The following is a 21,736-nucleotide window of genomic DNA, read 5'->3' on the forward strand; positions in this document are numbered from 1 at the left end:
GCCTGGAGTTTACCGGGCGGTGGGGTGCCGCGTGCGGTGGAGCCCGTCACCAGCCCGTCGGCAGCGGGCGGCCTTCGGCGAATCCGGCAGCGGACTGGATGCCGACAACGGCCCGCTCGTGGAGTTGGGCGAGGGTGTGCGCGCCCACGTAGCTGCATGTGCTGCGGACCCCGGCACAGATGTGGTCGATCAGGTCCTCCACGCTGGGCCGGGCCGGGTCCAGCAGCATTTGCGAGGTGGAGATCCCCTCCTCGAACTGCCCTTTGAGCGCGCGGTCGAAGGCGTCGTGGTGGCCGGTGCGCGCCGCGACGGCCCGCTTGGACGCCATGCCGAAACTCTCCTTATAGGCCGCGCCATCCCGGTTCACGTGCAGATCGCCGGGGGACTCGTAGGTGCCGGCGAACCAGGAGCCCACCATCACGTTCGAGGCGCCCGCGGCGAGGGCCAGCGCGACATCGCGGGGATGCCGGACGCCGCCGTCGGCCCAGACGTGCGCGCCGAGCTCAGCGGCGGCCGCGGCGCATTCGGCGACGGCCGAGAACTGGGGTCGGCCCACCCCGGTCATCATGCGGGTGGTGCACATCGCACCGGGCCCGACGCCCACTTTCACGATGTCCGCGCCAGCCGCCACCAGGTCCCGGGTCCCCTCGGCCGAGACGACGTTGCCCGCCACAATCGGCACCTGGAGCTCCCGCGCCCGCACCGCGCGGATCGCGTCGAGCATCTTCTCCTGATGCCCGTGCGCGGTGTCGATGACCAGCAGGTCCGCGCCCGCGTGGACGAGCGCGGCAGCCTTTGCGCCGACGTCGCCGTTGATGCCGATCGCCGCGGCGACGCGCAGTTGGCCTGCCGCGTCGACGGTGGGCCGATAGATTCCCGCCCGCACCGCGCCGGAGCGCGTGAGCACGCCGGCCAGGCAGCCCGCGCCGTCGACCAATACGGCGAGCTCGGCGTGGGCCGCGGTGAGCAAGTCGAAGACGGCGCGCGGGGTCGCGTCCGCGGCGGCGGTGGGGAACAGGTCTGTGGCGACGGCGGTGACGCGGCTGAACCGGTCCACGCCCTGGCAGTCTTCGGCGGTGACGATCCCCACGGGGTGGCCGTCCTCGATAAGCACGGCGGCGCCGTGTGAGCGCTTCGGGATTAGCACCACCGCGTCTGCGACGGAGTCGGAGCGGGAGAGCGTCACGGGGGTCTCCGCGACCAGCGGCCGGCTCTTGACGTACTCAACGGCCTCGGTGAACGCCTCGAGTGGCAGGTCCTGCGGCAATACCGCCAGGCCACCGCGGCGGGCCATCGTCTCCGCCATCCGCTTGCCCGAGACGGCCGTCATGTTCGACGCGATCAGCGGGACGCTGGTGCCGGAGCCGTCCCCGGTGGAGAGGTCCACGTCGGAACGCGACTCCACCCGGGTACGGCTCGGCATGAGGAAGACGTCGTCGTATGTCAGTTCATACGGCGGCGCGGAGTTCCCCAGAAAACGCATGGCGGTGAGGTCTCTTCGGCCTGGAACCTAGGCCTCGACCTCGGCACCGCCCTCGCTCCACAGAATGTGGAACTTCTTGCCCACGGGCGCGTCGATGCGCTCGTAGGTGTGTGCGCCGAAGTAGTCGCGCTGGCCCTGGGTAAGTGCGGCGGGGAGCCGGTCCGCGCGCAAGCCGTCGTAGTAGGCCAGCGAGGAGGAGAAGCCCGGCGTCGGGATGCCGAGTGTGACGGCCGTAGTCACGACGCGTCGCCAGCTGCCGAGTGCGCCGCCCACCGCGTCGCGGAAGTACGGGTCCAGGATCAGGCTGAGCAGCTCAGGGTTCTCCGTGTACGCGTCGCGGATGCGGTTGAGGAAGCGAGCGCGGATGATGCAGCCGCCCCGCCAGATGGTCGCCAGGTCCACGGGCTTGACGCCCCAGTTGTGCTCGACGCTGCCTGCAGTGATCTGGTCGAAGCCCTGCGCATACGCGATGACCTTGGAGCCGAACAGGGCCAGGCGGATGTCCTCGACGAAGGCGTCGGCGTCACGGCCCGCGAGCGCCTCGTCGGCGCTCGGGAGGTCACCACCGGTGAGTCCGCGGGTGGCGGCGCGCTGGGCGCGCGAGCCGGACAGCGCGCGGGCGAAGACGGCCTCGGCGATGCCGGTCACGGGCACGCCCAGGTCCAGTGCGGACTGCACGGTCCAGCGGCCGGTGCCCTTCTGCTCGGCGGCGTCGACGATGACGTCCACGAGGGCCTTGCCGGTCTGCGGGTCGATCTTGTCGAGCACCTCCGCGGTGATCTCGACGAGGTAGCTCTCGAGCTCACCCGCATTCCACTCGCGGAACACGGCGGCGATCTCGGCAGCGCTGTAGCCGAGGACGCGGCGCATCAGGTCGTACGCCTCGCCGATGAGCTGCATGTCGGAGTACTCGATGCCGTTGTGCACCATCTTCACGAAGTGCCCGGAGCCGTCGGTGCCGATGTGGGCGCAGCAGGGGATGCCGTCGACGTGCGCGGAGATGGACTCGAGCAGCGGGCCCAGGGATTTATAGGACTCGACGGAGCCGCCGGGCATGATGGACGGGCCCTCGAGGGCCCCAACCTCGCCACCGGACACGCCAGCGCCCACGAAGTGGAGGCCGCGCTCGCGCATAGCGGCCTCGCGGCGGATGGTGTCGGTGAAGCGCGCGTTGCCGCCGTCGATGATGATGTCGCCGGGCTCCATCGCGTCGGCCAACTCGTTGATGACGGCGTCGGTCGGATCGCCGGCCTTGACCATGATCAGGACCCGGCGGGGCAACTCGAGGGAGGCGACGAAGTCCGCGATGGACTCGGACGGGATGAAGTTGCCCTCGGAGCCGTGGTCGGCGATGAGCACGTCGGTCTTGGCCTTGCTCCGGTTGTGCACCGCGACGGTGTGGCCATGCCGCGCGAGGTTGCGGGCGAGGTTCGAGCCCATCACCGCGAGTCCGGTCACACCGATCTGCGCCTGTGCGCGAGAACCGTCATTTGCCGCTGTTGAAGTCATTGCCTCAGCTTTCCCTGTGCCCGGGTGCAGCGTGCCACCGGGTGTTGACCGGACTGGCTGCCACGTTACTAGCCGCGCCAGAAGAATTGTCTGAAAGGTCAGGGGGAGCGCAGCAGGCGGGAGATCTCGGTGAGCCACGGCAGCGCGACGGCGACCGTCGGGACCACGAGAAGTGTCGCCGCGCCCGCATAGGCGCACAGCGCGACCCGAGAGTTGTTCCCGCCCAGCCCCAACCGCTGGATCCGCACCAGGGTGTCGGAGCCGCCCACAGCCATCGCACCCGCGGGCGTGTGGGCGCCCGCGCAGGCCACCAGCGCGCGGGCGAGGGGGGTGGTGCCGGCCACGCGCCGGGCGGTGTCGTCCGCGAGCATCTCGATGAGGAGGCGGACCGAACCCAGTGCGGTCTTGCTGCGCACCACCCGCGGGAAGGCCTCATACACGGCGGTGAACGCCTCCAACACGAGGTCGTGGCGCGCGCGCAGGTGCGCCCGCTCATGGGCGAGCACCGCCTGTATCTCGGCGTCGTCGAGCGCGCTATAAGTGCCCTCCGAGAGCACGATGCGATGCCGGATGCCGGGCAGGCAGTAGGCGACGGGCTGCATGGTGTCCAAGATCCGCAGGCTCGCGGAGGCGGGGCGCCCGCGCAGCTCCATCGGATGATCGAGCAGGTCGACGACCATTCGATGATGGGAGCGGCGGCGCCGGGTGTGAAAGCCGACCCGGACGGCGGCGACGATCAATCGTGCGCCGACCAGCAATGTCAGTGCGAACACCAGCACGTACAGGATCCACAGGGGCCAGCCGAGGACACTGATCTCATCGAGCGGGGCGGTGGTGGGCCGGCCGTCGGGCCCCAGCACAAGCAGTCTGCTGGCAATGGCCAGGCCAGCGCTGAACGCGGAGAGCACGGCCGCGATAGCCACGGCCTGCCACAACACCAGGGCGGCACGGGGGGCGCGCTTAGGCCACTCGGCCTTACTCAGCGCGTTAGGTACGGGTCCGATCAGCAGTAGCGCGAGCAGCCCAAAGATCAATGCCGACATCGCGCTCCCCTGGCCCTAGGGCAAGTCACGACTCAATTATGCTCGACCGCGGTGGGCGCGGCGAACGCGGGTTCGGCAGCGTCGGGCGCCGCCGGGGTGTTGCGGGCCTCGAGGTCCGCCAGTGCGGCGCGCAGGGCATCCGCCTCGTCGGGTGTCACCTGCTCGACGAATCGCACGAGCGCTCCCACCCGCTCGCCGGACTCGGTGCCCGCCGCCAGTGCGTCCACCATCAGCCCCGCGACCAGTTCATCCCGGGTGTGCACGGGTGAGTACTGGTGCGCGCGATCGCTTCGACGCTGATTGACCAGGCCCTTCTTGGCCAAGCGTTGCAGTACTGTCATCACGGTGGTGTACGCCAGTTCGCGGCGGCTGGACAGGTCTACGTACACCTGACGGACCGTCTGCGGCTCGCCGGCGGCCCACAGGTGTTCCATGACCGCTTTTTCGAGCTCCCCAAGTCCTGACATAGGTTTACCTTACTAGTTGTTTCTGGACTCTTTATACTACGCCGTGTAGTCGGCGTGTCGACCACGGGCCGTATCGGCGCTATCGCCGTGTGTAATTTAGTCGTCACAGATAAGACGAACGGGAATGCCCTGGTGTTCCCGCCATGCCGCGCGGGGTGTGCGCACGCGATCCCGAAAATCAGATGGAGTGCAGATGACCGACCCGAATCAGCAGATGCTCGACGACCTGAACAAGATGGGCAAGGTTGGGTTCGATGCCAACTTCGAGCCTGAGTACCTCGAGGCGTCCGGCGATCGGATGCGGATGCGGTGGTCTGCGGGCCCGGGCCTGCACCAGCCCATGGGCATCGTGCACGGCGGCGCCTACTGCAGTGTGATCGAGTCCGTCGCGAGTATCGGCGCGTCGCTCTGGCTGGGGGAACGCGGCCATGTGGTGGGGGTCAACAACAACACCGACTTCCTGCGGGCCACCCGCGAGGGCGTACTCGAGGCCGTGGGGGAGCCGGTGCATCGCGGCCGCACCCAGCAAATCTGGCGGGTGACCATCACCAACGAGGAGGGCAAGCTGGTGGCCCAGGGCCAGGTGCGCCTGCAGAACATCGTGGACACGGCACACCTGGGCAAGTAGCCCTGGACAACGGAGATGGCGACGGCCGAGCAATATGCTCGGCCGTCGCCATCTACTTGCGCCTGCTAGCTGGCGACGTCCTTCTCCGTGGACGCCGCCGCCTGCTGCTCCGGCGGGAGCTGTTGCGTGGGGGAGTCGCCATGCCCGACGCCGACATTGCCGGTCAACCGGTCCATCGCCTGGCGGCCCAGCACCTGCTGCACCGTGATCGTCATCTGCCCGCGGCCGCGGCCGAAGAACGTGGTGGACCAGGACAGGAGCGTCGCGAGACGGCTGCGGTAGCCCACGAGGTACATCAGGTGGATGGCCAGCCAGATCACCCACGCGATGAAACCGGTGAGCTCAAGCTTGCCGACCTTGGCCACCGCGCTAAAGCGCGAGATCGTGGCCATACTGCCCTTATCCCAGTATTTGAAGGGCTTGCGCTCGTCGATGGAGCGGCCCTTATTCTCGGCCATGATGTTCTTCGAGACGTACTGCCCGCCCTGCATCGCCACCTGTGCGAGGCCGGGGAGCTTGTCCAAGGACATCATGTCGCCGATGACGAACACGTTCGAGTGCCCGGGGATGCTCAGGTCAGGATTGACGAGCACACGGCCCGCGCGGTCGATCTCGGCCTCGGACTGGTCCGCGAGCTGTTTGCCCAGCGGGCTCGCCTGCACCCCGGCCGACCACACCTTGCACTGCGAGCGGATCTCCCGCTCGGTGCCATCTTTGTCCTTGACGGCGAGTCCATCCCGGTTGACGTTGGTGACCATCGCGCCGAGCTGGATCTCGACGCCCATCTTCTCGAGCTTCTTCGTGGCGCTGGCGCTGAGCTTGCCGCCGTAGACGGGCAGGACGTTGTCCGCGCCGTCGAGCAGGATCACTCGGGCGTCGCGGGTGTCGAAGTTGCGGAAGGAGCCGACCAGGGTGCGGTGGGCGAGCTCGGCGATCTGGCCGGCCAGCTCAACGCCGGTGGGCCCCGCACCGACCACCACGAACGTCATGAGGCGCTCACGCGCGTCATCGTCCTGGGAGAGCTCGGCCTGCTCGAACGCGCCGAGGATGCGGCCGCGGAGCTCCAGTGCGTCGTCAATGGTCTTCATGCCCGGCGCATACTTGGCGAAGTGGTCGTTTCCGAAGTAGGACTGGCCCGCGCCTGCCGCCACGATGAGGCTGTCGTACGGCGTGACCGTCTCCATGTTCATCGCGGAGGAGACGACCGTCTTCGCGGCGAGGTCGATCCGCTGCACGTCGCCCAGGATCACCGCGGTGTTCTTCTGCTTGCGCACCACCAGGCGCGTCGCGGGGGCGATCTCGCCCTCGGACAGGATGCCCGTCGCCACCTGGTAGAGCAGCGGCTGGAACAGGTGGTGGGTGGTTTTGGCGATCAGGGTGACGTCGACGTCGGCCCGCTTGAGCTTCTGCACGGCGAATAGCCCACCGAAGCCTGATCCGATCACCACGACGCGGTGTCGCTGTGGTTGCCCGGACTCGTTCGTCATTACGCACTCCTTGCGGATGAGTTGCCGCTGTTTCAGTCAGCCGATCCTGATGGGTGTGGACCCGCCGACAACTCTAGTGACAGACCCCCGGCGGCCGACACCGGACCATCAATCCAGTGTGGCCCGGCGCGGTCGAGCGCAAGGGCGGTCTCACCGCCGAGGTGTGACTGTGGCGACAATTACAGCCCGCCGCGATGTGGTGGGAGTTACGAGCCGCTCGCGATGACAGTGAAGGGCTGCTCGGCCAGCACCGCGTTGTCGGGCTTGTCCCAGGGCGCGATGGCGGCCTTCACCGTGAATTGCCCGGTGCCGTTTGTCGAGGCGCGGAGGGTGAAGGAAGTTGATCCGGTACAGGTGCTCTGCCGGTCGGTTTTGAGCACATTACCGCTGGGATCTACCAATGTGATCACGGCGGCGCATTTCTCGCCGTCGTAGGTGGCGCCGTTGCTTATTGCCATCCAATTTGCCTTGAACTGAGCGAGGGAGCCAGCGTATTGCAGCGTGCCAGGCGAGACCTCGTCGCTGGACTGGATCACGATCTGCACCGCCGAGATCGCACCCGACGTCGGGGCTGCGGACGTGGAGGTTGCGGCCGTGCTGCCCGTGGGCGTGGTCGAACTGGTGGTGGCCTTCGCCGAGGTGGTGGGCTGCGCCGACGCGGTCGCGGACGGGGTGGCCGCGTGGGTGGCGGGCTCCGAGGCACTAGGACTGGACGAGCAACCGGCCAAGGTGAGAAGTGCCGTCACCGCGACAATTCCGGGCGCGACAAGTGATTTTGTCCAATTCGTGATCACCCGTTGATAATAATCAGCGGGGCCAGCATTGTCTGTCGATCGATTGAATTACATGCCGTGGGGCGTTTGACGCGACTGTCGGGATTTTGCGGCTGTCGGCAATCACGGAGTCACGCGTCGCCGCATTGCCCAGGCAGCCACTCCCGCGGGAGTAGCGGCTGATACGCCCGATAGCCGATCCGGAACGCGCCCGGGATCACTACGCTCGAGGATGGGAGGCGATCAGTGACCAGCCAGGAGACCGAGTCCGCGCACGTCCCTGCCTGGGCGCGGCCGACCGAGGAGCGGCTGCGGATCGCCCGGGAGCTGCCGGGGTGGGTCGTTCCGGTAGTGCTTGGCGCCGTTCCTCAAGGTTCTCAATGCGATCCCTCTTGATCGCAGAGTCGGCACCGTCGTGACTGACACCAACCGAATCCGCCCAGAACCCACACGTCGGGCGCATAATTGATTCACCCCGAGTAGATAGGAAATGACATGCCCATTGCCTCTGTGTTCCGGGGTGCTGTCGTCGCCGTAGCGGTCAGCGCCGCCGCCCTCGTCGGTGCGGCCGGCCCGGCATCCGCCGACGTTGCCCCGGGTGCCTACACGTCCACGACATCCTCGTCTGGTGTCGTGCTACTGCAACGTGACGGGCAGGTCCAGGGCCAGGACCTCGTCCTGATCGGGCGTTACCCCATTCATCCGACGCCCACCGGCGGCTACGTGGACTTCTTCCCTGGCCATCGGGTTTTCATGAACAGCGACGGACAGGGCGGATATGACGGCCCGGCATACCTGGGCGGTCTGCTGGTCGGCACTTTCACCCTCACCCCGCACCGCTGACTGATCGCACCCCGGCAGGGGCCATGCAGCGTCTTCGTCAGGCGAGAGGCTCGACCGACGATCGGCTCGAACATCGACCGGCCGGGGATCGGCGACCTGGCCGTCGGCTTGGGCTGGGGTTGGCGGGTGCTGTACGTGTGGGCGATGCTGGGCAGCGCGCTGGGCGTCCCGCTGCGCCCTCGTCCTCACGGGGCTGGCGGCGCGCCGACGGGACGCGCAGTGACCGCAAACGGTGTATTTTTCATCACTTAACCCCGCCGCGGTGAGACCGCCGAGGTGTGAATGTGGCGACAATTACAGCCCGCCGCATTGCCCAGGCTGCTACTCCCGCGGGAGTGGCTCAGTCCCCTCGGGTGAGCTCGAGGATGGTGACCTCGGGGGCCGCGCCCACCCGCATGGGCGGGCCCCACGCGCCGGCGCCGCGGGAGGTGTACAGCGTTGTGTCGCCGACCGTGCCCAGTCCCTCCACCATCGGCTGCTGCAGCGGCACCAAATAGTTGATGGGCCACATCTGGCCCCCGTGCGTGTGGCCGGAGACCTGCAGGTCCACCCCGAGGTCCGACGCCTCCTGCGCCTGGCGAGGCTCGTGGGCGAGCAACAACACGAACGAGTTGGGGTCGCTGCCGGCCAGGGCCGCGGGGAGATCGGGCTGATACGGCTCCGGCGCGGAGTAGTCGTGGATGCCCGCGATCTCGATCCTGGCGCCGTCCCGCTCGACCCCCACCCGGTCATTGCGCAGCGTGTGGATCCCCAGCCCATCCCAGACATCCAGCCACCGGCCGCCATCGCCGGAGTAGTACTCGTGGTTCCCGCTCACTCCGAACACGCCCAGGGGCGCGGACAGCTGAGCCAGGGGAGCGAGATCGGGGCCGACCTTCTCGACGGTCCCGTCCACCAGGTCGCCGGCGATGAGGACGAGGTCGGGCTGCTCGGCGTTCACCAAGTCGACGACGCGCTGGGTGAAGGCACGGCCCCGGGAGGGCCCCACATGCAAGTCGGAGATCAGCGCCACGCGGACGCCGTCGAACTCGGTCGGCAACTGGTCCAGCGCAATGTCGGCCCGCACCACCTGGGGTCGGGCGGCCGCGACGAGGCCGAAGGTCCCCACACCGACCGCCGCCACCACGACCACCGCTGTCGCGATGCGCACCGCCGCCAGCGGCCCCCGTCCCTGCGCCTTCCCGTCGCTCGTCCGTCGCACTCGACGAACGAGCCGGGCCACCAGCAGGCCAAGGGCGATGACCACAAGGCCGAGCGCGATATAGAAGGCGATGCCCAACCAAGCCCACCCGACGAACGCGGGGCCACGTGCCCAATCCGGGTCGAACACCTCGCCGCTGCCGACACCGATGCTCGCGAACACCCACAAACCCACCAGTGCGATCGTCGCCGCGCGGGACCACGGCTGGGGGAGACGTGTCCGGCGCACCAAGCGACGCTGGAGCCACCATGTGAGCAGTGCGAGGACCACCGAGAAGATGAGGAAGCGGATCATCCGAGACACCCGCGTGCGGTGCGGGGGAGCAGGGCCGAGGCACGGGCTGTCATGGTGGATATCGTCGCAGACGGCCGCCGAGCGGGGCGGGGTGGGCGTAGCCTCCGATTATGGCCTTGCATTGGAAGCTTGTGGTGGACAGTGAGAACGCTCCTGTGCTTGCCGACTTCTGGGCTGCGGCCCTGGGCTATGCGGTCGAGGACCCCAGCGCATTGGTGGACCAACTGCTGGCAGCCGGGCACCTCGCGCAGGGCCAGACGCACGAGCATCACGGTCGGCGGAACTTCCGGGGGTTCGCAGCGATCCGCCATCCAGACGACCCATTCGACGAGGCCAGTGGTGTGGGGCAGGGCCGACGGATCCTGTTTCAGGATGTGCCAGAGCGCAAATCGGGCAAGAATCGACTACACATTGATATCCATAGCGGAGACGAGGGACTGACCGCGCTGGTGGAGCGGCTGGCGGGACTCGGCGCGAGCCGGGTCCGCGAGGTCGACCAGGGTCCCGCCGGGCACTGGTGGGTGCTGCGCGACCCCGAGGGTAACGAGTTCTGCGCGGCGTAGGGAAGTAGCGCGTGCCAGTCTGTCGGCTGGGACCCCCGCCGCATGGTTGGATCGGCACATGAGCGAGATCCAAGGTCGCAGTGCGCAACCGGTGGGCCGGCCGCGCGACGAGTCGATCGACGAGAGGGTGTACGAAGCCTGTCGAGAGCTGCTACTCGAGGTCGGCTGGGACAGCCTCAGCGTGCGGCAGGTGGCCGCGCGGGCCGGGGTCAGCAGGACCAGTGCGCACCTGCGGTGGTCGTCCAAAGCAGAGTTGGTGCTGCACGCCATCCTTGGCCAGCTGCCAGATCTGGAGCCATTCACCGGCACCGATCGGGCGGGCTGGATCGCCTGGGTTGTCGAGGGCAGCCACCAGCTGTTCGCCCGGCCCGAGGTGCGCGCCGCCCTGCCCGGCCTGTTGGTGGCGTTTCAGGAGGACCCCGGGCTCCGGACTGGACTGTGGCGTGGGTTCAGCGATCCGGCCGTCGGGCTCTTCGCTGACGATGAGACCCGGGACGGGACTGCGATCCCGCAGGCGATCTTGATCATGGCGGCAGGGGCGGCGCTGTTCTCGTCGGTCATCGCGGGGGAGGACGACACGCCGGCGCTGCGGGCGACCATCACGCAGCTGCTGTCCTCGGCCGCAGTGGCGACCGCCAGCACCGACGACTAGCTGAAGGTCGCCACGATTGCCTCGGCGGGGGATCGCCACTGCATCTGCAGGTCCGCCAGCGTCTCCCGATCATCCGTCGGAGTGGCGGCGGTCAACAGCTCGGCGGCGTCACGGCTGAATCCGCCGCTGATTGGTACCCACCGACCCACCGAGTCGGCCGCCCGGCCGATCGCCCGGAACAGGCCCGGGCTCAGGGGGATTCGCCGCACCTTGCGGCCCATCCCGTTTTCGACCGCGTCGACCATGCCATCGAAGGGCATCAGCAGCCCTCCGCACAGGTAGCGGCGCGGACCGTGTCCCGGGCCGGCGTCGACGATGCGGGAATGGACCTCGCCGATGTCGCACACATCAACCATCGGCATGCCGCCGTGCACGCGCGGCGCCCAGCGGGCCCGCGTGATCGTGGACCAACCCTGTTCCGTGATCCCGACGTTGGTGTGAAAAGCGGGTCCGACCACGCTGCTGGGGTAGGTAATTACCACCGGGGCACCTTCGTCCTGCAGGGTGCGGGCGTAGCGCTCAGCGTGCGCCTTGCTCTGGCCGTAGGCGCTGCGGGCCTCTGCGGTTGCCGTCTCGAGATTAATGACCGGATCGTCTGTGGGAGTGAACACGGCATAACTGCTCACCAGCACCACCGGGTCGAGCCCCAGATCGACCGCGGATCGCAGGACAGACTCAGCGGCGTAGGCGTTGACCTCCCACATCAGCTCGGCGCGGCGGTCGTCCGTCCCGACCACGCCGGCCGCATGGATGACGGCGTCGCACCCCTCCAGCAGGGAGCGCACCACGTCGGGGGAGCGCACGTCGCCTGCGAACTGTTCGACAGGGCCTAGCTCGGAAAGCGCCACGACGAGCTTGTCGACCTGCTCTCCTGGGGCGACCATGAGCCGCACCTCGTGGCCTGCGGTCAACAGAGAACGGACCACGTGTGCCCCTAGGTACCCGGTTCCGCCGGTTACTGCCACCCGCATGCTGACTCCCATCGCGCCGGACGACCGTCGGCCGCCGGGCATTGCCCAACTTAATGTTCCATTGGCACAGTAATGCATGGAGAGGTGATCGCGACGCATATCCACGACCTGTCCGCAGATTTTCAGCCCAGGTACCCGGAGAGCCAGGCCCCGATGTCTGCGAGCGCCGCGCCCGCCATCGGTGTCGGATGGCCGGTGAACCCGTGGGCCGCTTCGGGGTAGACGCGAAGATCGACGTCGACGCCGTCGGCCGAGAGTCCTGCCGCCATGGCCAGGTTGTCCTGGAGCAGGATGTCTCTGTCGCCGACGATCATCAGGACTGGCGGCAGGTTCTTGAGGTCTGCGTAGATTGGCGAGAGATCCGGTCGTGTGCGGTCGGGGACTGAACCGGCGTAGGCCTCAAGGAAGTATTCGTCGGCGATCAGCCGGCCGGCTGGGGTCTGGGCGCTCAGGTCATAGGTGCCGAACTGCAGCACGGCGGTGTCGACTGCGGACACCCCCTGATCACGCAGCCGCAGAAGCGTGTTGATTGCCAGAGTTGCGCCGGCAGAGAAGCCGACGATGGCGACCTTGGATGTGCCAAAGCGATCCTCGGCGTGCTCGGCGAGCCAGAGCGCCGCAGTCTCGCAGTCCTCGGGCGCGGCTGGCCACGGGTGCTCTGGGGCGAGCCGGTAATCCACGCTCGCGACCGTCACGCCGAGTGCGTCCGCGAGGGCGCGGTTGCGAATGTCGCTGCTGGCGGCCGACCCCAGATAGAATCCGCCGCCGTGGATCTCAAGGATGACGCCCGTCGGCGGCCTGTCCGCAGGGGTGTGGATCCGCAGCGCAACAGTGCGCCCGTCCACGCTGACGAGCTCCTCGGCGGGCGGCGGTTGAGACGCGGTGGGGGCGACGAGCTGGGCTCGGATGGCACGCAGCTCGACCAGGCTGCCTGGGCCACGTCCCGGCGTGCGGTTGGCATAGAAGGCGCGTGAGTCCTCGACGAGAGGCAACAGACGGGGGTCAACCAAATGCGGGAGTCCAAGATTCATTGAGACAGACGATACAAGGATTGGCCAGCGTCATGGCATGAGTGTGCGAGTCGATCAGGGGGGGAGTCGCTAGGAGAGCGCTCGCGAGGCTGTGTCAGCCAGAGCCGAGCGGAAACGCCACAGAGGTCGCCATGGCAACAAATCCGCCCGGCGTCGCACGCGATGAACAGAACGAGTTCCCGGCCCAGTGTCGCCGTCGCGGACAGTTGTGGAGGGAGTCCCGGGAGCTGTGCCAACTCGACCTCGGTTACGGCATTGACGATCTGGATGTCAACAGCGCCGGTACTGCGAGCAAGTAGTGGCCGAACAGCGGACGAGGTCGGCGTCGGGCGGCCTCCATGCCCGGTAGTTGACATAATGTAGATTATCGGATGTTTACCAGCATGCCAGGACGTGGCCGGTTCCGGGTCCAAAGCTTGCCGCGCGGTCACATTATGTTCCCCTGGGCGTACTCGCCTCACGATGCGAGTTGTCATGTTCCGTCGACTCGCATCGGCTGCCCGCACGGTGCGCGCTGGCTGCCGATAGCTCACGGCTGGTGATGACTCCACTAGGCGCCACCTCATGAATCCAGAATCCAACCGTGACGTGGCGAATCGCTGCGGGCCGCCGGGGTCCGCCCAGATGCTCCAGTTCCCGAACCCTGCCGCGTCCCCTGCTGACCCCAGATGCGCACCCTTATAACGTCACGTGACGTTATAAGGGTGCATCCCAGCCTCTGCGGGAGCGTCGGCCCGCCGATTCCGACCGCACCCGTAATCGATTGGCTCTATCGTGTAGCTAGGCGCTGGGTGTGGCGGGTCTCGCCTCAACTGGGCCTCTGAACGAAAAGGGGTTTGAGAAATGCGCAGCAACTATGCAGGTGTTGTCGGTTATGTATTCCTCGTTCTCGGCTTCGCATTAGGCGGCATGGCGATTGTCGGAATTGCCTCCACCAGTTATATGTGGGGCATCATCGCCGCGATTATCGCCGTCGTGTGTTTTGCCCTAGCTGGCGTTATTCTGGTGGGGATCTCGAAACGCGAGCACCATGATCCACTGGAACCGGTGATGACCGACGAGGGGATTTCCCGCTACGAGCATCGGCGTGCCGACGGCGAGGTGTAGGCACGGATGGAGGGCCCCGCGGGCGTCAGGGCTGGACAATCAGCGCGCCACCCGCAGTCGCCACGAACATAATCATGAGCACGAAGAGGACCCAGCCACTGGCGTGCCAGACCATCCATGGTCCGCCGACCCGCCAGGTCCGCAGGGTTTTGATAAATGCGCCGATGCCACCGAGTGCGAGCACGCCGCTCGGGCCGAAGGTGAGGATCAACCGGTTCACGGAGATGCAGCTGAATACCTCCTCCGTGGCGCACGAGCCCGGCGCATCGGTGGTGAGGTACGAGAAGACCACCGAGATGATGACGGCCAGGACGGCTACCGCCGCGGTGTATGCGACGGCGCGCCGGGCTGGGGTGCCGAGCAGCTGATGCTGGCTGGAATGTTTTTCGTCGACCATTATTGGGCCCATAATGTTAGGTCCTGTCTACACATAAAGCGGAATCGGCCCGGCTATTCTGATAATTCGGTGGTTAGCTAACGAATTCACATCTCAGAATAGCGGGAGTATTATAATTCCATTCTATCACCGTCGACTATTTCTGGACTGGCCGGAATAAATCGCATCGCCGGCCCCGACGATCGACTCAGCGAATACGCTCGGCATCACGGGCCAGGCTGACCAATTCCGCGCTCAGGTCCGCCAACTCCTCGGCCGTCGCGCCCTCACGCACCGCCGTCGCGACATCCTCGGCGGCGCACCGGACCAAGAATGCCCGGTCGGCCAAAGCGTTGGCCTCCTCTGCGGTGAGGATCGTGGAGTCCTGAGGCACGGACACCTCACGCAGGATGCTGCGCTGCTCATAGGCGCGCTGTCGGCAGGACTGTCGGCAATACCGGCGCCGCCGCCCGGCGGCCACCACGGGCACGGGGCGGCCGCACCATAAGCAGGGGTCGGGTTTGCGGTCCACAAACACGCACACTACCCACTTGGCGTTTTAGGTTCGCCCAGACACGGTAAGATGATGCGTTGGACCTTCGGGAACGATGCCTAGTCCTCGTACGTTGTTAAGAGTGTTCGCTAGTTTCGGGTCTCGACCTGGGAACTGGCGGTCCGAAGTTGCGAGTTGTCGACAGAAATGAGGAACGATCATGGGAGATCGCGTGCTGCGTGGGAGCCGACTTGGCTCCGTCAGCTATGAGACTGATCGTGACCACGACCTGGCGCCGAGGCGCACCGCCAAGTTCCAGTGCGAGAACGGCGAGGTCTTCGAGGTTCCGTTCTCGGACGAGGCGGAGATCCCCGGTACCTGGATCGGGCGGAATGGGCTCGAGGGCAAGCTCATGGAGGGCACCGCGCCGGAGACCAAGAAGGTAAAGCCGCCGCGTACCCACTGGGACATGCTGCTGGAGCGCCGTTCCTTCGAGGAGCTCGACGAGCTGCTCAAGGAGCGCCTGGACCTGCACAAGATTCGCCGTCGCGGTGGATCGGTGTAGCTAGCCGGCCACAGAAACTAATGCGAGAGCCCGGGACAAGATCGATGTCCCGGGCTCTCGCGTCTCTCGGTGCGCCTCTCCCCTAGCCGCTAGTTGAGGCGTGAGCGGACAGCGCCGACGAGCAGCATGGCGCCTGCGAAGGCGATCAGCGCGTATTCCGGCCAGGGGCCTAGGCGGGTGGCGAGGGTCTGTTCCTGCCGGAGGGGGATGTCGGCGACGAGTGCGGCCGGCACAAACAACTCGGATTTCTGGGTCACAGTGCCGTTGGGGCTGATGATCGCGCTGACCCCGCTGGTCGCAGCCACGACGGTGGCGCGGCCGTGCTCCACGGCCCGGACGCGAGACATCGCGAGCTGCTGGTAGGTCATCTCGGTATCGCCAAAGGTCGCATTGTTGGTAGGCACTGCGAGGAACTGCGCACCATCGCGCACGGAGGTCGTCAGCGCACGGTCGAACGCCACCTCGTAGCAGGTGGCGACGCCGATGGTCAGGCCCGCGGCGGTGACGACCCCATTGTCATCGCCGGGCACGAAATTGCCCGCGCTGTCGGCATACGACGAGAACTTGCGGAAGAAGTCGCGGTACGGGAGGTACTCGCCGAACGGCTGGATGATGCCCTTGTCGTGGCGATCCCCAGGACCGGAGACCGGGTCCCAGACGATCACCGAGTTGGTGGTGGTGCCGTCCCCGTTGACTAAAACCGCACCCACCAAGATCGGCGCGTTGACCGCGGCGGCGGCCGCTGAGATCGCCACGTTGGCGTCGGGGTTCCGCAGCGGGTCGATGTCGGACGAGTTCTCAGGCCACACCACCACGCTTGGCTGCGGCGAGCGGCCGCTGCGAATATCCGCGGCGAGCTCCAGGGTGCGGGCGATATGCATATCGAGCACCGCGCGGCGTTGCGCGTTGAACTCGAGGCCGAGCCGGGGCACGTTGCCCTGGATGGCCGCGACCGTGACCTGCGGGCCCGAGTCCATATCCGGCAGGGTGAGAGACGCGGCCCCCGCGCCGAGGGGGGCCAGGACGCCCGCGATCAGCAGGCCGGCGATGGTGGCCGGCCGATAGGTGGCGTACTTCCAGTCCGCGATGGCCACCACGACGATCGCGATCGCGGCGCCGATCAGCGCCACCGCGAAACTGAGCAGCGGGGCTCCGCCTACCGAGGCCAGGGGCAGCAGCCAGCCCTCCGATTGCCCGAAGGCCAGCTTGCCCCAGGGGAAACCGCCGAACGGCACGCTCGAACGGAGCCATTCGGTCAGCGACCAGCAGGCCGCCAGGGCGAGCGCGGTCAGCCACAGCGGTCCCAGTCGGTGCCGATTGACGAGCGCCACCGCGAGGCCGAAGAGCGCGATGAACAGTGCCTCGACCGCTGCCAGCGCCAACCAGGGTGCCGCGCCCACGTAGACTCCCACCCAGGGCAGCAGGGGCACCAGGAAGCCGAGCCCCGCGAGGTAGCCGTAGCCGAAGCCGCCGACGGCCGACGCGCCATGCTCCAGCCTGGTGGTGGGCCACATGATGGCAAGGACGATCAGCGTGATCCCCACCGGTGCCAGGAACCAGAGGGTCCGGGGCGGGAAGCCGGCGAAGATCAGCAGCCCGCCGGCCACCGCGGCCAGCTGCCGGGGCAGCGCGTGGAGGGCCCCGTCGCGCAGACCGCGCCAGGAGAAACTCACACAGCCCTCTCGTAGATCGTCACGCCATCGCGGACGGTGCGCAGGCACACCGGGTTGTTCTCAGCGTCGGACAGATCTGGCAGCGCGGGCACCCGCGAGCGCGGATCCATCGACCAGCGCTGCACGGAGCCAGATGCCGAAGCGACCACCAGCTCCCCTGTCTCCCAGACCGCGTAGGAGGCGGGGGCCCCGGCGACGAGTGTGCCCGCGAGTCCGTCGCGCCGGCCACCGGCACGCCAGGCGCCGCGGGTGGCCGCGGTGAACGCGCCGCGGGCCGACACACCGCTGCCGGACGTCTGATGGTGGATGGCAGCACGCACCGCGTCCCATGGCCGCATAGCTGTGACCGGCGCATCCGAGCCGATGGCCAGGGAGAGACCGTCGGCGGCCATCATCGCGAAGGGATTCATCCGCGCGGCGCGCTCGGCGCCTAGGCGAGTGGCGTACATGCTGTCGGCGCCGCCCCACCGCGCGTCGAACTGCGGCTGGACAGACGCGATGACGGCGAGCCCGCCCAGCTGCGCGGACTGCTCGGCGCTGATCATCTCAACGTGTTCGATGCGATGGCCGCAGGACGCGATGGCGGCGACGCCAAGCTCATCCGCGACCTGGCGGAAGGCCTCCGCGACCGCGCTGACCGCGCCGTCGCCGATGGCATGGAACCCGGCCTGGATCTTGGCCGCCGTGCAGGCCCGCAGGTGGTCGGCGATCTGGTCGACGGTGAGGAAGGCGCGGCCGGTGCCGGCCGCATCGGAGTCCGCGTAGCCGTCGGTCACCCACGCGGTGTGTGAGCCGAGGGCGCCGTCGACGAAAAGGTCCCCGCCCAGCGCGTGCGCGCCAGTGGACTCGAGGAGCTCGCGCGCGTGCTCGGGGGTATCCGCCAACTGGCCCCAGTAGCCGCGTACAGCGACTCCGTGCTCGAGCGCCAGAACCGCCTGGAAGTCCTCCAAGCCGTTGATCTCGGGGCCGCCGCACTCATGCACCGCGACGATCCCCTGGGCCGCGGCATGGTCCAGGACTGCCCGCCGGGCCACCGCGAGGTCGTGCGCCGGCAGCAGCGCACGCGCCCGTGCGCGGACTGCATGGTGCTCTGGCCCGGTCAGCACGTCGGGGGCCTCGGCGCCTGCCCGCAGTGTGGAGGACGCGACGGCGGAATGCTCATCGACCCGGGCGAGATAGACGGCGCGGCTGGGGGCGCACTCGTCGAGCTCATCGGTGCGCGGCGCTCGTCCCTCGGGCCAGTCGGTGTCGTCCCAGCCGTGGCCCCACAGCACAGGCGCGTCGGGGTTGCGCTCCGCGTGCGCTCGCACTGCGGCCAGGCAAGCCGCCAGGGATTCGCTGTGTGAGAGGTCCAGGCCGATCATGCCAAGTCCAGTGTCTGTCAGGTGCACATGCGCGTCGACGAAGGCCGGCGCAACGAAGGCGCCGGCCAGGTCCACCACCTCCGCGTCGGGGTGCAGAGCGCGGGCGGGGGTGTCGTCCCCCAGCCACACGACGATGCCATCCGTGATCGCCATGGCGGTGGCGTCCGGGTTGCTGGGGCTGTGGATGCGTCCGTTGACCAAGAGTTTCGTGCTCACGAGGCTCTAGTCTGCCCGCTGCGGCGCGGCGACCGCTCCGCGGCTCGCCGTTAGCGGGACTGCGCGGGGCCCGGGCGCGGCGGAAGGCCTGGCCGGAGCGGGTTGATGTCGTCTGTCACGTCGCCGTCGATGACCTCTCCGTCGACCACCACAAAGTCCCCCGTCGGGGTGGTGCCGCCCGCAGACTGGCGGCGGACGAACTCGTCGAAGCCGTTGTCCAGGGGCCCCGCGGCGCCCCGCTCCCCGACCAGCGTCGCGACCATCGGCGAGCGGCGGCGGGCGGCGGCAAGCGCCAGCGGCCGCAGCAGCCACCGGGTGGGCGGCAGCAGTGCGATGATGCCGAGCACAGAGGTGACCAGTCCGGGAACCAGCAACAGGCCCACCCCGGCAGCCCCCAGGGTGCTGTCCGCGACGACACCGCCCGCGGAGCGCTCACCTCGACTGACCTTGCCGATACCGTCAATCACCTTGCGGGTCTGGGCGGCGAACAACAGCATGCCCGCGGCCGAGCCGGCGATGAGCAGCGTGATGGCCCAGCCGGCGCCGATAGCCGCGCCGACGGCGGCGATGGCGAGCACCTCGACGAGGACGTAGATGGCGAAAGCGATGCGGAACACGATGGCGACCTCTCTAGCGCTGGCGCGGGCCCAGCGGACTTACTGGTGCAACGTCCGACGTGGTGTGTGAAGTTCCCGAGCACTGTGCGAGCGTCGTCAACCGGTGATGACCAGCCGCGCGATCTCGAAGTAGATGATCAGGCCGGTGCCATCGACGATGGTCGAGATCATGGGCGCGGACACCACTGCGGGGTCCAAGCCGATTCGCCTGAGCAGCAGCGGAAGCACGGAGCCGATCAGGGAGGACCAGATCACGATCGCGGCGACAGTCAGGGTGACAGTGATCGCCACCTCCACCCCGACACCCAGTGTCCAGGCGCGGATGATCGCCGCCAGTGCCATCGTCAGCGCGATGAACGAGCCTGCCGTGAGTTCCTTGGTGAGGACCTTCCCCATATCGCGGAACCGCACGTCGCCGACCGCCATGGCGCGCACGAGGGTCGAGGTGATCTGGGTGCCGGTGTTGCCACCCGTGCCGATGAGCAGCGGGATGAAGAAGGCGAGCGTGACCGTGGTCTCGAGCTCCTCCTCGAAATGCCGGAGGACGGTGCCGGTGTAGGCCTCCGCGATGAACAGCGCGAGCAGCCACAGGATGCGCTTGCGCCATAACAGGAACGGGGAGGCACGCAGGTACGGCACGTCCAGGGGATTCGAGCCACCCTGGCGCTCGGCGTCCTCGGTGAACTCCTCGTCGATGATATCGGCGACGTCATCAGAGGTGATGATCCCGATCAGCCGGCCCTCGTCGACCACGGGCAGCGCGAACAAGTGGTTCGCGATGAGCATGCGGCTGGCGGCCTCTTGGTCCGTGCGGGCATCGACGGAGAGGAGGTCAGTGTCCATCAACTCCCGGACCGAGGTGGAGCCGGGCGCGAGCACCAGATCGCGGAAGGACATCACGCCCTCGAGCAACCCAGCCTCGTTGGTCACATAGACGTAGGCGATGGTCTCGGCGTCTGCCGCCTGCGTGCGCGCCGCACGGTTGGCCTCGCGCACAGTCAGGGTGTCGACGATGGATGTCACATTCGGCGTCATCCGCGCGCCGACGGAATCCTCCGGCCAGCTCAGCAGTCCATCGACCACCGCCCGCCGGTCTGCGGGCAGGCTCGCGCGCAAACCGTGCTGTTGGCTGTCAGGCGATAGCCGCACGATCTCGGCGATGACGTCCGGGGCGGCCACGGCAAGGGCCCGGCCACGTAGCTCTGACGGCAGCTCGTCGAGGACATCGATGCTGGCGTGCGGGCTGGCGTGGTCGAACAGCTCGGCCACCTGCTGCTCATTGAGCACGCCCAGCACCCGGATGCGATCAGGCACAGGCACCGCCGCCACTTGCTCGGCGCGCCGTTGGGCGTCCGGCACCGCTTCGAGCCAGGTGGCGATGAGGTCGGTCAGCTCGGATAACTCAATATTGGGTGGCACAACAAGTTCGGTAGCGTCCAATATTGACATCGGCTGACCTCCTTTTTTGTGCGGCGTGGGGTTCGACGCCCGGTATCACCGTTCACGACTTGTCGCGCCAGAGCAAACTGAGCACCCGGTGGCGCGGCGTTCAGCCGTGCGCGGCGGCATCTAGGCTGGTCGCATGGCCTCTGACTTGATTCGCGTCCACCCGCCCACGGGGTACTTGCGCGCCGAGCAAGTGGCAACGCTAGCGGGCGCGGACACCAGGTTGGTGCTGGTCGGCGCCGGGGATCTCGAGGTCGCTCGCGGGCCGGAGACCGCGGCCTTGCTGGCGGCCGCCGGACTGCACGCGCACGGAGCCGCCCACCGGGTGCTGTGCTCTCCCCTGACAGGCCGGATAGGGGGGCATCTCGACGCGCGCGCCGTGGCACTGCGCCTGGCGGAAAGCCTGCGGGCGCACGGGTCCCAGGGCCTCGACCGGGATGCGGGCCCCGCCGGTCTGGTGGGAGTCGATGACGGCTCGGGAGACCTCGCCGGGCTGGGACTGGTGTTCGCCGCCCTGAGCCCCACGGAGTTCACGGTGCGGGCCGATGGCGTGGACACCGGCACCGTGTTGCGGCACGACGGCGCCGATGCGGACCTCGCGGATTGGCTCGCAGCGATCACGGAGCGAGAACTCGACCGCGCCACCGTCGCCACCACGGCGCAGGAGCTGCCGATCGGGTGGCTCGAGCACGCGGACGGCGGTCTGGTGACGCTGGGGGCGGCAGTGCACGGCGGCGTCCTCGAGGCGCGGCAACTGCAGTTCCTCGCCGCCCTGGATCGCCCCGTGGTGCTCACCCCGTGGCGCACGTTGCTGCTGTGCGACTTGGATGAGTGGGCCGCCGAGCAGGTGGTGCGGGTGCTGGCCCCATTGGGATTCGTCTTCGACGCGGAATCCCCCGTCGTGGCGGAGCTCGCCCACTTGCCATGAGGTGAG

23 protein-coding genes are annotated in these 21,736 nt (G+C 67.9%); 8 read left to right on the forward strand and 15 right to left on the reverse strand.

What is annotated here, in order from left to right:
• Window positions 1-46: 46 nt before the first annotated feature.
• From TBIF_RS18870 to TBIF_RS23980, 4 genes are all read right to left on the reverse strand, one after another.
• A complete protein-coding gene (locus TBIF_RS18870) occupies window positions 47-1,483 on the reverse strand; it encodes a GuaB1 family IMP dehydrogenase-related protein (RefSeq protein ID WP_024796304.1) in 1,437 nt (478 codons plus the stop codon).
• Between the two features lie 27 nt (window positions 1,484-1,510).
• On the reverse strand, window positions 1,511-2,992 hold the full coding sequence (gnd, locus tag TBIF_RS18875) for an NADP-dependent phosphogluconate dehydrogenase (RefSeq protein ID WP_024796305.1): 1,482 nt from the start codon (window positions 2,990-2,992) through the stop codon (window positions 1,511-1,513).
• A gap of 98 nt (window positions 2,993-3,090) precedes the next feature.
• Window positions 3,091-4,035: a M56 family metallopeptidase gene (locus tag TBIF_RS18880; RefSeq protein ID WP_024796306.1), complete on the reverse strand. Its 945-nt coding sequence runs from the start codon at window positions 4,033-4,035 to the stop codon at window positions 3,091-3,093.
• A gap of 32 nt (window positions 4,036-4,067) precedes the next feature.
• Window positions 4,068-4,502, reverse strand: coding sequence for a BlaI/MecI/CopY family transcriptional regulator (locus TBIF_RS23980; RefSeq protein ID WP_051461644.1), 435 nt, complete (start codon window positions 4,500-4,502; stop codon window positions 4,068-4,070).
• A gap of 193 nt (window positions 4,503-4,695) precedes the next feature.
• Here TBIF_RS23980 and TBIF_RS18890 point away from each other — a divergent pair, with 193 nt between their 5' ends.
• Window positions 4,696-5,130 carry a PaaI family thioesterase gene (locus TBIF_RS18890; RefSeq protein ID WP_024796308.1) on the forward strand — a complete coding sequence of 145 codons (435 nt, stop codon included), beginning with the start codon at window positions 4,696-4,698 and terminating at the stop codon, window positions 5,128-5,130.
• 65 nt (window positions 5,131-5,195) lie between these two features.
• Here TBIF_RS18890 and TBIF_RS18895 read toward each other — a convergent pair whose 3' ends face one another.
• Window positions 5,196-6,617: an NAD(P)/FAD-dependent oxidoreductase gene (locus tag TBIF_RS18895; protein WP_024796309.1), complete on the reverse strand. Its 1,422-nt coding sequence runs from the start codon at window positions 6,615-6,617 to the stop codon at window positions 5,196-5,198.
• Window positions 6,618-6,823: 206 nt separating this feature from the next.
• Complete coding sequence (locus TBIF_RS23985; protein WP_024796310.1) at window positions 6,824-7,075, reverse strand: hypothetical protein; 252 nt, start codon at window positions 7,073-7,075, stop codon at window positions 6,824-6,826.
• 43 nt (window positions 7,076-7,118) lie between these two features.
• Here TBIF_RS23985 and TBIF_RS25500 point away from each other — a divergent pair, with 43 nt between their 5' ends.
• On the forward strand, window positions 7,119-7,418 hold the full coding sequence (locus TBIF_RS25500; protein WP_024796311.1) for a hypothetical protein: 300 nt from the start codon (window positions 7,119-7,121) through the stop codon (window positions 7,416-7,418).
• A 467-nt stretch (window positions 7,419-7,885) separates the two neighbouring features.
• The gene (locus tag TBIF_RS18910; protein ID WP_024796312.1) at window positions 7,886-8,233 is read left to right on the forward strand and encodes a hypothetical protein; all 348 of its coding nucleotides are present in this window, start codon (window positions 7,886-7,888) and stop codon (window positions 8,231-8,233) included.
• Window positions 8,234-8,573: 340 nt separating this feature from the next.
• Here TBIF_RS18910 and TBIF_RS18915 read toward each other — a convergent pair whose 3' ends face one another.
• Window positions 8,574-9,728, reverse strand: coding sequence for a metallophosphoesterase (locus TBIF_RS18915; protein WP_024796313.1), 1,155 nt, complete (start codon window positions 9,726-9,728; stop codon window positions 8,574-8,576).
• Window positions 9,729-9,838: 110 nt separating this feature from the next.
• Here TBIF_RS18915 and TBIF_RS18920 point away from each other — a divergent pair, with 110 nt between their 5' ends.
• The gene (locus TBIF_RS18920; protein WP_024796314.1) at window positions 9,839-10,291 is read left to right on the forward strand and encodes a VOC family protein; all 453 of its coding nucleotides are present in this window, start codon (window positions 9,839-9,841) and stop codon (window positions 10,289-10,291) included.
• Between the two features lie 58 nt (window positions 10,292-10,349).
• Window positions 10,350-10,943, forward strand: a complete 594-nt coding sequence (locus TBIF_RS25505; RefSeq protein WP_024796315.1) for a TetR/AcrR family transcriptional regulator — start codon at window positions 10,350-10,352, stop codon at window positions 10,941-10,943.
• Here TBIF_RS25505 and TBIF_RS18930 read toward each other — a convergent pair.
• Together TBIF_RS18930 and TBIF_RS18935 are read right to left on the reverse strand one after the other, a co-directional pair.
• Window positions 10,940-11,914 (reverse strand): NAD-dependent epimerase/dehydratase family protein, encoded by a 975-nt coding sequence (locus tag TBIF_RS18930; RefSeq protein ID WP_024796316.1) that lies wholly within the window; start codon window positions 11,912-11,914, stop codon window positions 10,940-10,942. The genes TBIF_RS25505 and TBIF_RS18930 overlap by 4 nt on opposite strands.
• A 122-nt stretch (window positions 11,915-12,036) precedes the next feature.
• Window positions 12,037-12,945 (reverse strand): alpha/beta hydrolase, encoded by a 909-nt coding sequence (locus TBIF_RS18935; protein ID WP_024796317.1) that lies wholly within the window; start codon window positions 12,943-12,945, stop codon window positions 12,037-12,039.
• An 843-nt stretch (window positions 12,946-13,788) separates the two neighbouring features.
• Here TBIF_RS18935 and TBIF_RS18940 point away from each other — a divergent pair.
• Window positions 13,789-14,052: a hypothetical protein gene (locus tag TBIF_RS18940; RefSeq protein WP_024796318.1), complete on the forward strand. Its 264-nt coding sequence runs from the start codon at window positions 13,789-13,791 to the stop codon at window positions 14,050-14,052.
• Between the two features lie 25 nt (window positions 14,053-14,077).
• Here the strand turns inward: TBIF_RS18940 and TBIF_RS18945 are convergent, their stop codons facing one another.
• The gene (locus TBIF_RS18945; protein WP_024796319.1) at window positions 14,078-14,449 is read right to left on the reverse strand and encodes a hypothetical protein; all 372 of its coding nucleotides are present in this window, start codon (window positions 14,447-14,449) and stop codon (window positions 14,078-14,080) included.
• A gap of 187 nt (window positions 14,450-14,636) precedes the next feature.
• Entirely contained in the window at window positions 14,637-14,960 is a 324-nt protein-coding gene (locus TBIF_RS18950) for a hypothetical protein (protein ID WP_051461648.1), read from the reverse strand.
• Window positions 14,961-15,141: 181 nt separating this feature from the next.
• Between TBIF_RS18950 and TBIF_RS18955 the strand changes: the two genes are divergently transcribed.
• The gene (locus tag TBIF_RS18955; protein WP_024796321.1) at window positions 15,142-15,486 is read left to right on the forward strand and encodes an RNA polymerase-binding protein RbpA; all 345 of its coding nucleotides are present in this window, start codon (window positions 15,142-15,144) and stop codon (window positions 15,484-15,486) included.
• Between the two features lie 89 nt (window positions 15,487-15,575).
• On the opposite strand, the gene lnt is transcribed toward TBIF_RS18955, so the two are convergent.
• From lnt to mgtE, 4 genes are all read right to left on the reverse strand, one after another.
• Window positions 15,576-17,159, reverse strand: coding sequence for an apolipoprotein N-acyltransferase (lnt, locus tag TBIF_RS18960; RefSeq protein WP_024796322.1), 1,584 nt, complete (start codon window positions 17,157-17,159; stop codon window positions 15,576-15,578).
• Complete coding sequence (locus tag TBIF_RS18965) at window positions 17,156-18,739, reverse strand: amidohydrolase (protein ID WP_024796323.1); 1,584 nt, start codon at window positions 18,737-18,739, stop codon at window positions 17,156-17,158. The genes lnt and TBIF_RS18965 overlap by 4 nt, the downstream gene beginning before the upstream one ends.
• A gap of 50 nt (window positions 18,740-18,789) precedes the next feature.
• Complete coding sequence (locus tag TBIF_RS24625; protein WP_024796324.1) at window positions 18,790-19,356, reverse strand: FxsA family protein; 567 nt, start codon at window positions 19,354-19,356, stop codon at window positions 18,790-18,792.
• Between the two features lie 96 nt (window positions 19,357-19,452).
• The gene (gene mgtE, locus TBIF_RS18975) at window positions 19,453-20,775 is read right to left on the reverse strand and encodes a magnesium transporter (RefSeq protein ID WP_051461645.1); all 1,323 of its coding nucleotides are present in this window, start codon (window positions 20,773-20,775) and stop codon (window positions 19,453-19,455) included.
• A gap of 163 nt (window positions 20,776-20,938) precedes the next feature.
• Here mgtE and TBIF_RS18980 point away from each other — a divergent pair, with 163 nt between their 5' ends.
• Window positions 20,939-21,730 (forward strand): hypothetical protein, encoded by a 792-nt coding sequence (locus TBIF_RS18980; protein ID WP_024796326.1) that lies wholly within the window; start codon window positions 20,939-20,941, stop codon window positions 21,728-21,730.
• The last annotated feature ends 6 nt before the right edge of the window (window positions 21,731-21,736 follow it).

Origin of the sequence: Tomitella biformata AHU 1821 (assembly GCF_000524475.1) — a bacterium.
Classification (GTDB): domain Bacteria; phylum Actinomycetota; class Actinomycetes; order Mycobacteriales; family Mycobacteriaceae; genus Tomitella; species Tomitella biformata.

Excerpts from the sequence above, each read along its gene's own strand:
- TBIF_RS18880 (WP_024796306.1), bottom strand. The coding sequence starts at position 4,035 with ATGTCGGCATTGATCTTTGGGCTGCTCGCGCTACTGCTGATCGGACCC.
- TBIF_RS23980 (WP_051461644.1), bottom strand. The coding sequence starts at position 4,502 with ATGTCAGGACTTGGGGAGCTCGAAAAAGCGGTCATGGAACACCTGTGG.
- TBIF_RS25505 (WP_024796315.1), top strand. The coding sequence starts at position 10,350 with ATGAGCGAGATCCAAGGTCGCAGTGCGCAACCGGTGGGCCGGCCGCGC.
- TBIF_RS18890 (WP_024796308.1), top strand. The coding sequence starts at position 4,696 with ATGACCGACCCGAATCAGCAGATGCTCGACGACCTGAACAAGATGGGC.
- TBIF_RS18980 (WP_024796326.1), top strand. The coding sequence starts at position 20,939 with ATGGCCTCTGACTTGATTCGCGTCCACCCGCCCACGGGGTACTTGCGC.
- TBIF_RS18915 (WP_024796313.1), bottom strand. The coding sequence starts at position 9,728 with ATGATCCGCTTCCTCATCTTCTCGGTGGTCCTCGCACTGCTCACATGG.
- TBIF_RS18895 (WP_024796309.1), bottom strand. The coding sequence starts at position 6,617 with ATGACGAACGAGTCCGGGCAACCACAGCGACACCGCGTCGTGGTGATC.
- TBIF_RS18945 (WP_024796319.1), bottom strand. The coding sequence starts at position 14,449 with ATGGTCGACGAAAAACATTCCAGCCAGCATCAGCTGCTCGGCACCCCA.
- TBIF_RS18870 (WP_024796304.1), bottom strand. The coding sequence starts at position 1,483 with ATGCGTTTTCTGGGGAACTCCGCGCCGCCGTATGAACTGACATACGAC.
- TBIF_RS23985 (WP_024796310.1), bottom strand. The coding sequence starts at position 7,075 with ATGGCAATAAGCAACGGCGCCACCTACGACGGCGAGAAATGCGCCGCC.
- TBIF_RS18910 (WP_024796312.1), top strand. The coding sequence starts at position 7,886 with ATGCCCATTGCCTCTGTGTTCCGGGGTGCTGTCGTCGCCGTAGCGGTC.
- TBIF_RS18930 (WP_024796316.1), bottom strand. The coding sequence starts at position 11,914 with ATGCGGGTGGCAGTAACCGGCGGAACCGGGTACCTAGGGGCACACGTG.
- gnd (WP_024796305.1), bottom strand. The coding sequence starts at position 2,992 with ATGACTTCAACAGCGGCAAATGACGGTTCTCGCGCACAGGCGCAGATC.
- TBIF_RS18935 (WP_024796317.1), bottom strand. The coding sequence starts at position 12,945 with ATGAATCTTGGACTCCCGCATTTGGTTGACCCCCGTCTGTTGCCTCTC.
- TBIF_RS18920 (WP_024796314.1), top strand. The coding sequence starts at position 9,839 with ATGGCCTTGCATTGGAAGCTTGTGGTGGACAGTGAGAACGCTCCTGTG.
- TBIF_RS18955 (WP_024796321.1), top strand. The coding sequence starts at position 15,142 with ATGGGAGATCGCGTGCTGCGTGGGAGCCGACTTGGCTCCGTCAGCTAT.
- TBIF_RS18940 (WP_024796318.1), top strand. The coding sequence starts at position 13,789 with ATGCGCAGCAACTATGCAGGTGTTGTCGGTTATGTATTCCTCGTTCTC.